We start from the raw sequence: 15,107 nt of genomic DNA, 5'->3' as shown, positions 1-15,107 counted from the left end.
CCCCGCAACGCCCCCTGGAGAGTGAGGGTGCGGACGGGATTTCCGTGACGGGTTGAGGGCTGGAGAAGAGGTCTCCGGCGCCCGTCGCGGAGAACCGCGATGTTCAGGAACGACCGCAACGGGCGTGCCGGCTCCGGCCGGGCGAACCTTTACGACGACATCACCAGCAAGATCATCGCCGAGCTGGAGGCAGGCCGCTTCCCCTGGGTCCAGCCCTGGGGATCGGCCTCGGTCAAGGCGCCCCTCGCCATGCCGAGAAACGCCGCGACCAGGCGGCACTATTCGGGGATCAATGTGCTGATCCTCTGGGGCGCGGTGATCCAGCACGGCTTTCCCGGCCAGAGCTGGCTCACCTTCCGCCAGGCCCTGTCGCTTGGCGGCAATGTCCGCCGCGGCGAACACGGCACCACCGTCGTCTATGCCGACCGTTTCACGCCGGAGGACGAGAAGCGCCGCGCCCGCGAGACCGGCGAAGAAGCCGCCGCGATCCCGTTCCTCAAGCGCTTCACGGTGTTCAACGCGGCGCAATGCGAGGGGCTGCCGGAGGATGTCGCCATTGTGGCCCCACCACCTCCGCCCGGCCTCATCGAGCCGCGGGTCGAGACTCTGATCCGGGCGACCGGCATCGACTTCCGTATCGGCGGCGACCGCGCCTTCTATGTCCCGGCGCACGACTTTGTGCAGGTGCCGCCGCCCCATGCGTATTTCGAGCCGATCAACTGGCACCGCACGGCCCTGCACGAGCTGGGGCACGCGACCGGCCATACCTCCCGGCTCGGCCGTGACCTCACCGGCGGCTTCGGCTCGAAGAAATACGCCTTCGAGGAGCTGGTCGCCGAGATCAACGCCGCTTTCTGCTGCGCCTCGCTCGGCATCACGCCCACCGTCCGCCATGCCGACTACATCGGCTCCTGGCTCGAGGTGCTGCGCGAGGACAATCGCGCCATCGTGCGCGCCGCATCCCAGGCCAGCAAGGCGGCCGACTGGCTGCTTGGCTTCCTGCCGGGCGCGGATGTCGGCATGACCGACGACGAACGGGAGGCGGCGTGATGAACGCCCCCGTCTTCCCCGCACTGGCGCCATCCCCCGAACAGCAGGCGTCCATCCGCCTGCGTGTTCTCAGCCTGGGCGCCGGCGTCCAGTCCACCACGCTCGCCCTGATGGCCGCGCATGGCGAGATCGGCCCCATGCCGGATTGCGCGATCTTCGCCGATACCGGCTGGGAGCCGAGGGCCGTCTATGAGCATCTCGCCTGGCTGCGATCGCCCAACGTCCTGCCCTTCCCCGTCCATATCGTCTCGGCCGGGGACCTGCGCGCCGACCTTCTCGCCGGCGCGCGCGGCGCGCGGTGGGCCTCCATCCCGGCCTTCACCCGCACAGTGACGCCGGCAGGCGCGGAGCTGCCCGTCTATGACGAGGACGAGAACGGTGATCTCGTCGCCGTCGGCTCCCGCATCGTGCCGACCGAACGGGTCGGGGTCGGCATGATCCGCCGCCAATGCACCGGCGACTACAAGATCGCGCCAATCCGCCGAAAGGTCCGCGAGCTGCTCGGCATCGCCGGCCGGCGCTCGCCAACGGCTCCCATCGCCGAACAGTGGATAGGGATCTCGCTCGACGAGGTACTACGCATGAAGCCTTCGTTCGAGCCGTGGCAGATCAACCGCTGGCCGCTCATCGAGCAAGGCATGACCCGCCAGGATTGCCTGCGCTGGCTGGATCGGCACGACTACCCCCTGCCACCCAAGAGCGCCTGCATCGGTTGCCCGTTCCATTCCGACGATCACTGGCGGCGGATGCGCGACCGCGATCCCGAGGCTTGGGCCGACGCGGTATCGGTCGACGCTTCCATTCGCACCGGGTTCCGGGGGATTCGTGGTGATGTCTATCTCCACCGTTCCGCGGTGCCGCTCGACCAGGTCGACCTGTCGACCAATGCCGATCGCGGCCAGCTCGATCTCTGGCCCAACGAGTGCGAGGGCCTCTGCGGAGTGTGATGATCCTGAAAACCGGAAAAGCGGAGAGGCGGGTTTCCGGCTCCACGCCTTTCCGCCCGCCCGGCGCGGCCCTCCTGAGAGTGAGAGGGCTGCGCTTGGCTTCGTGACGGGTCGGAGGTCGAGAGAGAGGCTCTCGGCCGCCCGTCGCGGAGTAACGATCATGGCGACTGCCATTCAGAAGATCATCCTGTCGTCGGCGCGCGACATTCCCTTCAACAAGCTGGTGCTGAGCCAGTCCAACGTCCGGCGCGTCAAGGCCGGCGTCTCGATCGAGGAGCTGGCCCAGTCCATCGCCCGGCGCGGCCTGATCCAGAGCCTGCATGTCCGTCCCGTCCTCGACGCCGATGGCGCCGAGACCGGGATGTTCGAGGTGCCCGCCGGCGGCCGCCGCTATCGCGCGCTGGAATTGCTGGTGAAGCAGAAGCGTCTGGCCAAGACTGCGCCGGTGCCCTGCGTCGTCGGCGACGCTAACAGCGACATCCTGGTCGATGAGGTCTCGCTGGTCGAGAACATCGAACGCGCGCCGCTGCATCCGCTCGATCAGTTCCGCGCCTTCCAGGCCATGCGCGAGAAGGGCATGACCGAGGAAGCCATCGCCGCCGCCTTCTTCGTCGGCGTCAATATCGTGAAGCAGCGCCTGCGCCTCGCTTCCGTCTCGCCGGTATTGCTCGAGATCTACGCCGACGACGGCATGACGCTCGAGCAGCTCATGGCCTTCACCGTCAGTTCCGACCACGCCCGCCAGGAACAGGTCTGGGACGCGATCAAGGATGGCTGGCAGAAAGAGCCCTATCACATCCGCCGGATGCTGACCGAGACCACGGTGCGGGCTTCCGACAGGCGGGCCGTCTTCGTGGGCGTCGAAGCCTATGAAGCGGCCGGCGGCATCGTCTTGCGCGACCTCTTCCAGTCCGACGACGGCGGCTGGCTGCAAGACCCGGCCCTGCTCGACCGCCTGGTGGCCGAGAAGCTCAAGGCCGCCGCCGACGAGATCGCAGGCGAAGGCTGGAAGTGGGTCGAGGCCGCCCTGAGCTTTCCCTACGGCCACGAGCACGGGCTTCGGGAGCTTGTCGGAACGGCGGTCGACCTGACTGACGAGGAGCGCGCCACCCGCGAGGGGCTGCGTGACGAGTATGACCGGCTCGAGGCCGAATATGCCGAAGCCGACGAGCTGCCTGACGAGATCGACGCGCGTCTCGGAGAGATCGAGCAGGCGCTCGACGCCTTCGAGCAGCGCCCGGCGATCTACGATCCGGCCAACATCGCCATCGCCGGCGTCTTCGTCAGCCTCGACGCCGACGGCTCGCTGTCGGTGGACCGCGGCTATGTCCGCCCCGAGGACGAGCGCCCAGTCGATCCCGATGGAGACGATACGACGGAGGCGGACGGCGACACCGGCCATTCGGCCACGCCCGCCGTTCAACGCGCCGTCGTCACCGTCGGCGGCCAGGCCGCGGAGCCGGAAGACGACGAGGAGGACGGCATCAAGCCGCTGCCCGAGCGCCTCGTCATCGAGCTGACCGCGCATCGCACGCTGGCGCTGCGCAACGCGCTCGCCGAGCATCCCGACGTCGCCATGACCATGCTGCTGCACAAGCTGGTCAGCGATACCTTCCGGCGACCCGCGCCGACGGGCTGCCTCGAGGCCAGCGTCCGCCACGTCTTCTTCTCCGCCCAACCGGAGGAGCTGAAGGACAGCGCGGCCGCGCACGAGATCGCCGAGCGGCACGGGCGCTGGGGCGATCACGTTCCAGCCGACGACCAGGCGCTGTGGGACTGGCTCACCGATCTCGATCCGGGCACGCGCCTCGATCTGCTCGCCCATTGCGTCAGCTTCGGCGTGAACGCGCTGTTCGAGCGGCCGAACCCCTACGGATCGGGCGTCAGCCAGCATGGGCTGGATGTCCGCCTCGCCCAGGCCGACCGGCTGGCGCGCGCCACTGGCCTCGACATGGTGGCGGCGGGCTGGCGGCCGACGGTCGGCAACTATCTCGGCCGCGTCACCAAGCCCCGCATCCTCGAAGCCGTCCGGGAGGGCGCCGGCGAACGGGCCGCCCAGCTCATCGACCATCTGAAGAAGGGCGACATGGCCAAGGAGGCCGAGCGCCTGCTGGCCGACACCGCCTGGCTGCCCGAGCCGCTGCGCCTGATCGATCCCCATGACGGGGAGGTCATCGAACCGGGCGCGGAGGCCGACGCCGACGACGAGGCCGCCTTGCCGGCCTTCCTCAGCGAGGACGGCGACGAGGATGCCGAAGAGATCGAGGACGAGGACGCCCTAACGATCGCGGCCGAATGACCCTCACGGCGGGGGAGCGGCGAGAGGTCGCTTCCCCGCATCTTCGCAAGGAGACCTTCCATGATTGAACCCGACCCGTCCGGCACGCGCCGCGTCGTCTTTCAGTATCTCGTGCCCGTCCACGTCGAGGTCGAAGACGGTCTCGTCGTTTGCGTCACCGTCATCGACGAAACGCCGGTGCGCGATCCAACCCTGGTCGAAGGCGATGCCGGCTATCTGCCGGAAGCCGTCGCCGCCGCCGACGATGGCCAGCCCTGGCCATCCTGGCGGTTCGGCTACTGACCCCTTCGATCATCCCTCAACCGAGCCCGGCCATCGCGCCGGGCTTTCTCGTTTCAGGAGCCTGTCATGGCCAACTATTTCACGCATTTCTCGTGCCTGCTCGACGTCGGCACGCCCGAGAACGCCGCCCGTGCGCTCGATCTCTACAATACGCTGTCCGCGGAAGGCGCGTCGGAGGAACCGCCCTCGGAGGGCTTCCTTCTGTCGATCGAGCCGCAATACGGCGGCACCGAACTCTGGATGCGCGACGACGTGACCGGCGATCCCGAGCGCCTCATCCAGTTCGTGAAGCGCTGCGCCGCCGAGTTCGGCCTCACCGGCAGATGGGGCTTCCAATACGCCAACACCTGCTCGCGGCCGCGTCTCGACGGGTTCGGCGGCGGCGCCCATGTCCTCGACCTCGCCACCGGCGAGACCGTGGACTGGATCTACACCGATGGCTGGCTTGCCCAGACCCTCTCCGGCGAGGGAGGCCCGCTATGAGCATCCCCTCCTATGCCCGGAGCAATTTCCAGACCCTGCTGCGCGCGGCGGGCGACGGCAATCTCGCCCTTATGGAATGCCTCGACGCGGTGACGGGCAGCCCGCGCTACGTCATCTGCGCCGTGGGGCGGGACAACGGCGACTACGTCTTCGCGCCCTTCGGCCATCTCGCCGACGGCAATCCCTACGACGCCTATCTGCCGCCCGATCCCGACGATCCCGAAGGCTTCGTGCGGCCCGAAACGGGAGAGGCGCCATGACCGACATCGACGCCATCTTCGCGGCGGATCGCCAGCATCCGCCGCATGAGCGGTCTCTGCCCTGGCTGGAGACCCGAGGCGGCCTCACCGTCGTCGTCGAGCCCAAGCCTCACTGGGCCAGCGACATGCGGGCGTTTCGATCCGAGGCGCGGGAATATTGCGCCTATGCCGACTGGACCGCGAACGGCGCTCGCGCGCGGTTCTTCGGCCATGTCGATACCTGCGGCGATGACCTGATCCGCAAGGCCCGCACGCTCGTCGCCTCCGAGATCGCGGACGGGCTCTGGATCTGATCCCCTCAAAAAGCGCCCCACCTCACGGTCGGGCGCTTTTTCCGTGCAGGCGCCTTGAGAGTGAGAGGGCCGCCGGGACGGGTTTGAGCCGGTGCGGTCGAGAGAGAGCGCCGCGCGGGCTCGCCCTTTCCCGCTCTCCAAGAGGTTCCCACCATGACCATGATTTCCGCATCGGCGGCGGCGACCGCCGCCGCGCCGCTTCCGCTCGGCTCGAATCCCGAACCCGCCGCCGCCATCCTCGCGGCCGCCGGCCAGCTCTTGCCTCATCTCGAACGCGGCGAGCGCGTCGCCGCCGCCGCCCTGCGTGCGGCGATGGAGACCGCCTTCGGCGCGTCGGACGCCACCGGAGCCTGGGACTGGAAGACGGCCTATGACGCCTGCGAGGCGGCGGCCGTCCTATTCCTCCGTAAACACGGACGTGCGCTTTTCCGCAAAGCCGGGTCTCCGGCGGCTCGCCTTTCCGCGGTGTCGAAAATCGCCAACCTGCTGCCGACGCATACGCGGCGTTCGGCGGAGAGCCAGACCTTCCAGCAGTTCTCGACGCCGATCCCGCTCGGCCTGGTCGCCGCCCACGCCGCGGCCATCACTCCGGCCGACCGGGTGCTCGAGCCGTCGGCGGGCACCGGCCTGCTCGCCATCCTCGCCGAAATCGCGGGCGGCGCGCTCGTTCTCAACGAGCTGGCCGACACCCGCGCCAATCTGCTGTCGCTTCTCTTCCCGGCCATCTCCGTCACTCGTTTCGACGCGGCGCAGATCGACGATCATCTCGATCCCGCCGTGATGCCCAGCGTCGTGCTGATGAATCCGCCCTTCTCGGTCATGGCCAATGTCGAGGGCCGCATGGCGGACGCCGCTTACCGCCATGTCGGCTCGGCCCTGGCGCGTCTGGCCCCCGGCGGCCGGCTCGTGGCGATCACCGGCGCCAGCTTCGCACCCGACAATCCGGCCTGGCGGGACGCCTTCATCCGGTTGCAGGCGCGCGGGCGCGTCGTCTTCTCCGCGGTCATCGACGGCCTCGTCTATGCCAAACACGGCACCACCATCGAGACGCGCCTGACCGTCATCGACAAGCGGCCCGCCGACGATCCCGTCGTGTTTCCGGCGACGCCCGGAATCGCGCCGGACGTCGCCACGCTGCTGGGCTGGATCGACGAGCAGGCGCCGAAACGGCTCGCCGTCGATCCCTCCGTCGTGGTCCCGGCCATCGCGCCTGCCACCCCTCGCAGCGTGCGCGGCTATATCAACCGCGCCGCCAAGGCTGTCCCGGCGACTGCACCGATGGCCGAACCGGAGGGCCTGCCGCTCGCCTACGAGACCCAGGACTGGCTCGCCGGCGAAGGCGGCCGTCTATCCGAGAGCATCTACGAGGAATACGGATTGCAGGCGATCCGTATCGCCGGCGCCCAGGGCCATCCGACCCGGCTGGTGCAGTCGGCCGCAATGGCTTCGGTCGCTCCGCCCAAGCCGAGCTATCGGCCAAGCCTGCCGCCCAACATCCATGAGCTGCTGTCGGACGCCCAGCTTGAGACCGTGATCTATGCGGGCGAAGCGCACGCGGACCATCTCGCCGGGTCGTGGACGGTGGACGCCACCTTCGACATCGTCACCGCCGCGCGCGAAGATGCGGAGAACGCCGCTCGCTTTCGGCGCGGCTTCATGATCGGCGACGGCACCGGCGTCGGCAAAGGCCGCCAGTCCGCGGCGATCATTCTCGACAACTGGCTCCAGGGCCGCCGCAAGGCGGTGTGGATCAGCAAGTCCGACAAGCTGATCGAGGACGCGCAGCGCGACTGGTCGGCGCTCGGCATGGAACGCCTGCTGGTCACGCCCCTGTCGCGCTTCCCGCAGGGGCGGCCGATCACGCTGCCGGAAGGCGTCCTGTTTACGACCTATGCCACGCTACGCTCCGATGACCGCGGCGAGAAGGTTTCGCGCGTCCGGCAGATCGTCGAATGGTTGGGCTCCGACTTCGACGGAGTCCTCATTTTCGACGAGGCGCACGCGATGCAGAACGCCGGTGGCGGCAAGGGAGAACGCGGCGACGTCGCCGCCTCGCAGCAGGGCCGCGCCGGCCTGCGCCTCCAGCACGCGCTGCCGAACGCCCGCGTCGTCTATGTCTCCGCGACCGGCGCCACCACGGTCCACAACCTCGCCTACGCCCAGCGGCTGGGCTTGTGGGGCGGCGAGGATTTTCCATTCTCGACAAGGGCCGAGTTCATCGAGGCGATCGAGGCCGGCGGCGTCGCGGCGATGGAGGTGCTGGCCCGCGACCTGCGCGCTCTCGGCCTCTACACCGCCCGTTCGCTCTCGTTCGACGGCGTGGAATACGAGCTGGTCGAACACGCGCTCAGCCCTGAGCAGATCCGCATCTACGACGCCTATGCCGGGGCCTTCGCCGTCATCCACAACAATCTGGATGCGGCGATGGAGGCCGCCAACATCACCGGCACGTCCGGCACGCTGAACCGGCAGGCCAAGTCCGCCGCCCGCTCGGCCTTCGAGAGCGCCAAGCAGCGCTTCTTCGGCCATCTGCTCACCAGCATGAAGACGCCGACCCTGATCCGGTCGATCAGCGGCGACCTGGAAGCCGGCCATGCCGCTGTCATCCAGATCGTCTCGACTGGCGAGGCGCTGATGGAACGCCGCCTGGCCGACCTGCCGACCGAGGAATGGAACGACGTTCGCGTCGACATCACGCCGAGGGAATATGTTCTCGACTACCTCGCCCATTCCTTCCCGGTGCAGCTCTACGAGCCCTTCACCGACAGCGAGGGCAACCTCTCGTCGCGGCCGGTCTATCGCGACGGCCAGCCCGTCGAAAGCCGCGAAGCCGTCGCGCGCCGCGACGAACTGATCGCGCAGCTCGCCTCGCTGCCGCCCGTGCCCGGCGCGCTCGACCAGATCGTCCAGCATTTCGGCACGGATCTGGTGGCCGAGGTGACGGGCCGCTCGCGGCGCATCGTCCGCAAGAGCACGCCTTCGGGCGGCGACCGACTCGTCGTCGAGAACCGCGCCGCAGCCGCCAATCTCGCCGAAACCCAGGCGTTCATGGACGACAGCAAACGCATCCTGATCTTCTCGGACGCCGGCGGCACCGGCCGCAGCTATCACGCCGAGCTTTCGGCGCGGAACACCCGGCTGCGCGTCCACTATCTACTCGAACCCGGCTGGAAAGCGGACGCCGCCATCCAGGGACTCGGCCGCACGCACCGGACCAACCAGGCGCAGCCGCCGCTGTTCCGGCCCATCGCCACGGACGTCAAGGCGGAGAAGCGCTTCCTCTCCACCATCGCCCGGCGGCTCGACACGCTGGGCGCCATCACCCGCGGCCAGCGCCAGACCGGCGGCCAGGGCCTGTTCCGCCCCGAGGACAATCTGGAAAGCCCCTACGCCCGCGATGCGCTCCGCCAGCTCTATCTCCTGCTGGTGCGCGGCAAGGTCGAAGGCTGCTCGCTCGAACGCTTCGAGTCCGCCACCGGCCTGAAGCTGGTGGACGCGAACGGCATCAAGGACGAACTGCCCCCGATCACCACCTTCCTAAATCGGCTGCTGGCCCTGACCATCGAGCTTCAGAGCATCCTGTTCACCGCCTTTGAGCAGCTTCTCACCGCCAAGATCGAGGGGGCCATAGCCGCTGGCATCTACGATGTCGGGCTGGAGACGCTGACGGCGGAAGGCTTCACCGTCACCGGCCGCCAGACCATCTATACGCATCCGGGCACGGGCGCCGAGACCCGGCTCCTCACCATCGCGCAGCGGACCCGAAACCGCCCGGTCACGCTGGACGACGCGCTCGCCCATCTCGGCGAATCCGGCGCCAGGCTGCTGGTCAACGAACGGTCGGGCCGCGCCGCGGTGCAGATCCCCGCCACCTCGGTCATGCTCGACGATGGCGAGATCGAACGCCGCGTCCGGCTGATCCGGCCGATGGAATCACACACCGTTCCGGTGAAGATGATGGGCGAGACCCATTGGACCGAGGCGGAACGGAACGACTTCGCCTCGGCCTGGAACGCCGAGGTCGCGGACGTGCCGGCTTTCTCCGACAGCACGATCCATATCGTCGTCGGCCTGTTGCTGCCGATCTGGAAGCGGCTGCCGAACGAGTCCACCCGCGTCTATCGGCTCCAGACCGACGAGGGCGACCGGATCGTCGGCCGCAAGGTCTCGCCCGCCTGGGCGGCCAATGCGACCACGACCGGCGCAGCCACGCTCGCGCCCGCCGACGCCTTCATGGCGCTGGTGGATGGCCGCACCATCCTCGATCTGGCCGAGGGGCTTCAGCTTCGCCGCGTCCGTGTGATGGGCGCCAACCGCATCGAACTGTCGGGCTTCACCGACACGATGCGCGAGCGGCTCACCGCCTACGGACTGTTCCACGAGATCATCTCCTGGAAGCTCAGGATGTTCGTGCCGACCGATAGCGCCGGTCCCGCAGTGCTGGAGCGCGTGCTGGGCCGCTATCCGGTCCAGCGCATCGGCGAACGCGAGGCGGCGTGATGACCCGTCTCGACGCTTCGGATCTGGCGCAGCGTCTCGGCCGGGAGGCCGAGGCGGTGTGCCGCCATTATCTCGACGCCGGCCATCGTCAGGGCAATTACTGGCAGGTCGGCGATGCGCGCAACACGCCCGGCCGCTCGATGTTCGTCCGGCTCAAGGAGACGGCGAAGGGGCCGGCGGGCAAATGGACCGACGCCGCCACCGGCGAGCATGGCGATCTGCTCGACGTGATCCGGGAGAGTTGCGGCCTCGCCGACTTCGCCGATGTCGTCGAGGAAGCCCGCAGCTTTCTCAGCCTGCCGCGTCCGAAACCCGCGCCGGCGACGAAGAAGCGACCGGGCACGCCTGCCCCGTCGGGCTCGGCCGAAGCGGCAAGGCGATTGTTCGCCATGTCGCAGCCGATCAGCGGCACCCCCGTAGAGACATATCTTCGCCATCGCGGCATTACGGCTTTGCACGGAACCGGAAACCTTCGCTTCCATCCACGCTGCTATTATCGGCCCGACGACCACGGCCCGACCGAAACCTGGCCGGCGATGATCGCCGCCGTCACCGATCTCAGGGGCGCGATCACCGGCGCGCATCGCACCTGGCTCGCCCCCGACGGCTCCGACAAGGCGCCGATCGAAACGCAGCGCAAGGCGATGGGCGATTTGCTCGGCCATGCCGTTCGCTTCGGGATCGCCGGCGAGGCGATGGCTGCGGGCGAAGGCATCGAAAGCGTCCTGTCGGCGCGTCAGACGATACCGCACATGGCGATGGCGGCGGCGCTGTCCGCAGCCCATCTGGCCGCCATCCTGTTCCCCGAGACGCTGCGCCGACTCTATATATTGCGCGACAACGACCCGGCAGGCGACGGCGCACGGGACAACCTGGTCGAACGGGCGAACGCGGCCGGAATCGAGGCCATCGTGCTCTCGCCGGTGTTGGAGGACTTCAACGAAGATCTCCGGCGCCTCGGGCTCGATGCGCTCCGCGCCAGCCTGCGGGTGCAGCTCGCGCCGCAGGACGTCGCCCGCTTCATGGCTCAGGCGGCTTAGCCGCCCGCGACGGACGTCACGGCTGCCGTCATCATGCCCGCAGGCTTGCGTCAACCATCGGAGAGGACCGCGCCTCGGCCTTCGAGAGGGCGATCGGCCCACAAACGGGCCAGGCCGACAATGGCGGCGGCCGACTATTTTCCGGCGCGGCCCTGCGGGCCGCTTTCCATCGCGAGACAAAATAGTCGGCCTTGGCCATCAAGGCCCTCGCTTTGCTCGGACTGCCAGCCCGTCCCGCCCGTGGGCTTCGTCGCCATGAAGGCCGCGACGGTCGCGGTCCAACCGACGGAGCATCCCATGAGCGAGCACGACGACTACGAACCCGAACACGCCGCATCCCCGACCGACCAGATTGCGCAGGAGCTTCAACTCTACGGCTACCGGCCCTCCGAAGACGAAGCCGATCCCAGGCCCGTGCCGGAAGACCGCATCATCGAAGGCGCCGTCGCCGACATCTTCGACGCCCTGATCTCGACCGTGGCAGATACGAGCCTCGATCCCGACCTCGACGATCTCCTCTGGTCCACCGTCAATACGTTCCACCGCGCCGTCGAGCGGGCCGACCGCAAACTCGACGACAACGAGCAGGCGCAGAAGCGGCTCCAGCGCGAACAGGATGGCTCGGAGGTCAAATCCGTCCAGCTCGAACGCCTGATCGACCTTGGGCAATCGCTGATCGAACGGCGCGACAGCCTAGAAGTCTTCCGCGACAGCGCCGCCGACCACTATCTTCGCGCCACCGGCTCACCCTGGTCTCAGCGCACCGGCTCGCGCGTCAACCATCGCCGCCTCACCGCCGCGATGATCGACAGCCGCGACTTCCTTGCCGCCAAGCGCCGCAGCGAAACCGAAGTGCTCGTGCCCGCAGGCCCGAAGATCGCCTTCTCCGGCGGCGACACCACCGATCACAAGCCGATCTGGGCCAAGCTCGACCAGGTCCACGCCAAGCACCCCGACATGGTGCTGATGCACGGCGGCTCCCCGAAAGGCGCCGAGAAGATCGCCGCGCGTTGGGCGGAAACCCGCAAGGTGCCGCAGGTCGCCTTCAGACCCGACTGGACGAAACACGCCAAGGCTGCACCGTTCAAGCGCAACGACGCCATGCTGGCGGTCATGCCGATCGGCATCCTCATCTTCCCCGGCACCGGCATCCAGGACAATCTCGCCGACAAGGCCCGCAAGCTCGGCATCCCGGTCTATCGGTTCGGAACCGGCGGCGCGTGAGCGCCGCCGTCTCCACGGCAGGACACCGGCTCCTGCCGCAGAGCACCACTCCCCGCTTCTTTGCGCTGATCCTCGGTCAGACTGATCGCCTGACGCCATCAACCCGTGAAGGGTCGGCTACGCCTTGCGTGCCGCCGCTCCGGCTCCGCCTGCGCGGTGATTGCAGCTCTCAGTCCGACACGTCGGGCGCCTGTCAGCGGGGGTGGTCCTCCGCTCGAAACAGGAGCCGGATCGATGTCCTTCAACGACGCCCACGCCTTCGCCTTCAGCCTCGCCACCAGCCTGATGGCGGTCATCGTCATCTTCCGCGCCGGCGACGGCACGCTCTCGGTCACGCCCGCCAGCGAATATGACGGCGACCTCTCGCAGATCGTCCGCGAAATCGACCCCTTCGCTCCATGAAGGGGCGAAGATCATCGCCCACGGGGCTGAAACCTTGTCGGTTTCGGCTCCCGTCCGCGTCGATATTTTGCTATGATCCCCGACGCGCCGTGGTGGTGGTGGAAGGCGCGACCGTCAGAATCGTTCTTTCGGAGACACCGCCATGATCCTTCTCGGCATCATCCTTTCCATCGCGGCCATCGGCTTCTTCTGCTGGCTTCTGTTCACGCTCGCCGTCTTCGCGCTGCCCTTCTTCGCTGGCCTCACCACCGGCGGTTGGGCCTATCACACGGGCGCGGGCTGGATGGGCGCGATCCTGATCGGCGTGGTCGCGGCCGGGCTGACGCTCGGCCTTGGCCAGATCCTGCTCGGGATTGTTCGCCCGCTCTGGGCTCGGCTGCTGATCGCGCTCGCCTTTGTCGCGCCCGCTGCCCTCGCCGGCTACCACGCCACGCACGGCATCGTGAAGCACACCATGCCGTCGGAAACCTGGCAGTTGGTGTTTTCCGTCATCGGTGCGGTCGCAGTCGGCGTCACCGCGTTCGCGCGCGTTACGGGCATGGCGGCCGCTGGCCCGGTCGGCCGGAGCCCCGCCGGAGCCTGACCATTCCGCAGCCGGTATCGGCGGGACAATAGGGGCGACACCACGCCGTCCGTGTCGGCTTGAGGGGGCGGCGATGCGGGCGACGAACCCGGATCACGCTGATGGCCGCAGCGCGGGTCATCCCATCGGAAGCGCCCGAACCGAACGCCGGTCGCGGCGCAGCCGACCGACACGGAAGGGCGGAGGGTTTCCGCCCGCGGCAGGCCCGGACAACGCAGGACCGCAAGGCCCGCCGCCAAGAGGGGCGATGCGCCGGCGAACATCCGGCAGGTCTTGGCGCCGGTTTCGAGAGAGCCGCCATCCTCTCCGCTTCTTCCCGTCACCAGCCCGCTCCAAACGGCCTCTTCAATGGCTTGATCTGGCCGAAGGCCGGCTGCGCCTCGATCGCCTATGGCGCAACAGCGGCGTCACAACTTTCTTCCCCTGCCGGCTTCGCCGTCATTCCTCGCGAGACAAGAAAGCTCCTCCTTTGCTGTCAGGCCCCTGCGGGGTGCGCCGTCGATCGCCTCCGGCCTGTCGATCGCCATCGAGGCCGCAATGGTGCGGGCTCGATAACGGAAACGGAGATTTGAAATGGCGACCATCGGCACCTTCAAGAAGACCGGCAACGAGTTCACCGGCGAAATCGTCACCCTCAGCGTCCAGGCCAAGGGCGTGCGCATCGTCCCCGACCAGCGCGCCACCGGCGAAAACGCCCCCAGCCACCGGGTTCTGGTCGGCCGCGTCGAGATCGGCGCCGCCTGGTCCAAGCGCTCCAACGAGGGCCGCGACTATCTGGGCCTCAAGCTCGACGATCCGAGCTTCAACGCCCCCATCTACGCCAACCTCTTCGACGACGAGGACGGCGACGGCTACTCGCTGATCTGGTCCCGCCCGAACCGCCGGGCGGACTGACCCACCAGCAAGGCCCCGGCCGACAGGCCGGGGCCTTTGCCTTGCCCGCGCGCGAATCGGTGACGCCGCCGAAGACCGGAGGAGACGGGCGACCAGGTTTCCAGCAGCCCCCGCGACGCCAAGAACGACTAAAATAGTCGTAGTTCTGGCAAGTAGTTATTGGCCGGTGGGAGGTGGTCATTCATGATCACCGCCCGACAATCACGGGCCGCACGCGCGTTGCTGGGATGGACACAGGAGACGCTCGCTGACGAGGCCCGGACATCGCTGACCGCGCTCAAGCGTCTCGAATCCGAAAACGACCTCGAGGTGTATGAGTCGACGCGCGATCTCGTTCGCCGGGCGCTGGAGGCCGCGGGGATCGTCCTGCTCTCGACCGACAAGGGCGAAGGCGTGCTGTTGCTTCACGACCGCAAAGACTTGCCGCCGAGGCGTTAAGCGCCCGCCATTTGTTCAGGCGGCGCACAGAATTTCCCACGATGCTGTTAACGAACCTCGGATGAGCGATTATAGTCGCTCTATGGGACAGCTAACGCCCTCATTCCTCGACGAGCCGCCGGTCAGCCAGTCGCTCACGGCCTACGACCGTGAGCACATGGCTCTCTACATGCGTCTGATCGACTCAGCCCGCGACGGCGCCGCCTGGCAGGAAGCCGTCCAGGCCATCTTCGGCCTCGATCCCGCGCACGACCCAGAGCGTTGCCGCCATGTTCACGACTCGCACCTGGCGCGGGCGCGCTGGATGACGGAACAGGGCTACCGCGAGTTGACCCGCCCTCGGCACTGACCCGCCGCGATGCCGACTTGGCATCGCGCTTTGCCCACCGCCGAGCTTCCATCGGGCGGCCCT

At 68.1% G+C, this 15,107-nt stretch carries 15 protein-coding genes; all 15 read left to right on the top strand.

Annotated elements, in window-relative coordinates:
- Nucleotides 1–99: 99 nt before the first annotated feature.
- Nucleotides 100–1,050 carry an ArdC family protein gene (locus C0V82_RS23120; RefSeq protein ID WP_102114784.1) on the top strand — a complete coding sequence of 317 codons (951 nt, stop codon included), beginning with the start codon at nt 100–102 and terminating at the stop codon, nt 1,048–1,050.
- A complete protein-coding gene (locus C0V82_RS23115; RefSeq protein WP_102114783.1) occupies nt 1,050–1,997 on the top strand; it encodes a hypothetical protein in 948 nt (315 codons plus the stop codon). Before C0V82_RS23120 ends, C0V82_RS23115 begins: the two co-directional genes overlap by 1 nt.
- A gap of 160 nt (nt 1,998–2,157) precedes the next feature.
- The gene (locus tag C0V82_RS23110; protein ID WP_102114782.1) at nt 2,158–4,296 is read left to right on the top strand and encodes a ParB/RepB/Spo0J family partition protein; all 2,139 of its coding nucleotides are present in this window, start codon (nt 2,158–2,160) and stop codon (nt 4,294–4,296) included.
- Between the two features lie 60 nt (nt 4,297–4,356).
- Complete coding sequence (locus C0V82_RS23105) at nt 4,357–4,578, top strand: hypothetical protein (protein WP_102114781.1); 222 nt, start codon at nt 4,357–4,359, stop codon at nt 4,576–4,578.
- 66 nt (nt 4,579–4,644) lie between these two features.
- Nucleotides 4,645–5,061 (top strand): hypothetical protein, encoded by a 417-nt coding sequence (locus tag C0V82_RS23100; protein WP_102114780.1) that lies wholly within the window; start codon nt 4,645–4,647, stop codon nt 5,059–5,061.
- On the top strand, nt 5,058–5,321 hold the full coding sequence (locus tag C0V82_RS23095) for a DUF6117 family protein (RefSeq protein WP_102114779.1): 264 nt from the start codon (nt 5,058–5,060) through the stop codon (nt 5,319–5,321). Before C0V82_RS23100 ends, C0V82_RS23095 begins: the two co-directional genes overlap by 4 nt.
- Nucleotides 5,318–5,614 (top strand): hypothetical protein, encoded by a 297-nt coding sequence (locus C0V82_RS23090; RefSeq protein ID WP_102114778.1) that lies wholly within the window; start codon nt 5,318–5,320, stop codon nt 5,612–5,614. The genes C0V82_RS23095 and C0V82_RS23090 overlap by 4 nt, the downstream gene beginning before the upstream one ends.
- A 153-nt stretch (nt 5,615–5,767) precedes the next feature.
- Nucleotides 5,768–10,114, top strand: a complete 4,347-nt coding sequence (locus C0V82_RS23085) for a bifunctional class I SAM-dependent methyltransferase/DEAD/DEAH box helicase (protein WP_102114777.1) — start codon at nt 5,768–5,770, stop codon at nt 10,112–10,114.
- A complete protein-coding gene (locus C0V82_RS23080) occupies nt 10,114–11,154 on the top strand; it encodes a DUF7146 domain-containing protein (RefSeq protein ID WP_102114776.1) in 1,041 nt (346 codons plus the stop codon). Before C0V82_RS23085 ends, C0V82_RS23080 begins: the two co-directional genes overlap by 1 nt.
- 297 nt (nt 11,155–11,451) lie before the next feature.
- A complete protein-coding gene (locus C0V82_RS23075) occupies nt 11,452–12,378 on the top strand; it encodes a DUF2493 domain-containing protein (protein WP_102114775.1) in 927 nt (308 codons plus the stop codon).
- Between the two features lie 234 nt (nt 12,379–12,612).
- Complete coding sequence (locus C0V82_RS27345; RefSeq protein WP_165608585.1) at nt 12,613–12,780, top strand: hypothetical protein; 168 nt, start codon at nt 12,613–12,615, stop codon at nt 12,778–12,780.
- 142 nt (nt 12,781–12,922) lie between these two features.
- Complete coding sequence (locus C0V82_RS23070) at nt 12,923–13,363, top strand: hypothetical protein (protein ID WP_102114774.1); 441 nt, start codon at nt 12,923–12,925, stop codon at nt 13,361–13,363.
- A gap of 573 nt (nt 13,364–13,936) precedes the next feature.
- The gene (locus C0V82_RS23060; protein WP_053553340.1) at nt 13,937–14,257 is read left to right on the top strand and encodes a DUF736 domain-containing protein; all 321 of its coding nucleotides are present in this window, start codon (nt 13,937–13,939) and stop codon (nt 14,255–14,257) included.
- Between the two features lie 183 nt (nt 14,258–14,440).
- Nucleotides 14,441–14,695 (top strand): helix-turn-helix domain-containing protein, encoded by a 255-nt coding sequence (locus C0V82_RS23055; protein ID WP_102114773.1) that lies wholly within the window; start codon nt 14,441–14,443, stop codon nt 14,693–14,695.
- Nucleotides 14,586–15,044: a DNA -binding domain-containing protein gene (locus tag C0V82_RS27855; RefSeq protein ID WP_281262380.1), complete on the top strand. Its 459-nt coding sequence runs from the start codon at nt 14,586–14,588 to the stop codon at nt 15,042–15,044. Before C0V82_RS23055 ends, C0V82_RS27855 begins: the two co-directional genes overlap by 110 nt.
- The last annotated feature ends 63 nt before the right edge of the window (nt 15,045–15,107 follow it).

It is taken from the genome of Niveispirillum cyanobacteriorum (assembly GCF_002868735.1).
In the GTDB taxonomy this organism is placed as follows: Bacteria; Pseudomonadota; Alphaproteobacteria; order Azospirillales; family Azospirillaceae; genus Niveispirillum; species Niveispirillum cyanobacteriorum.
This window is presented reverse-complemented; position numbering and strand designations above follow the sequence as displayed.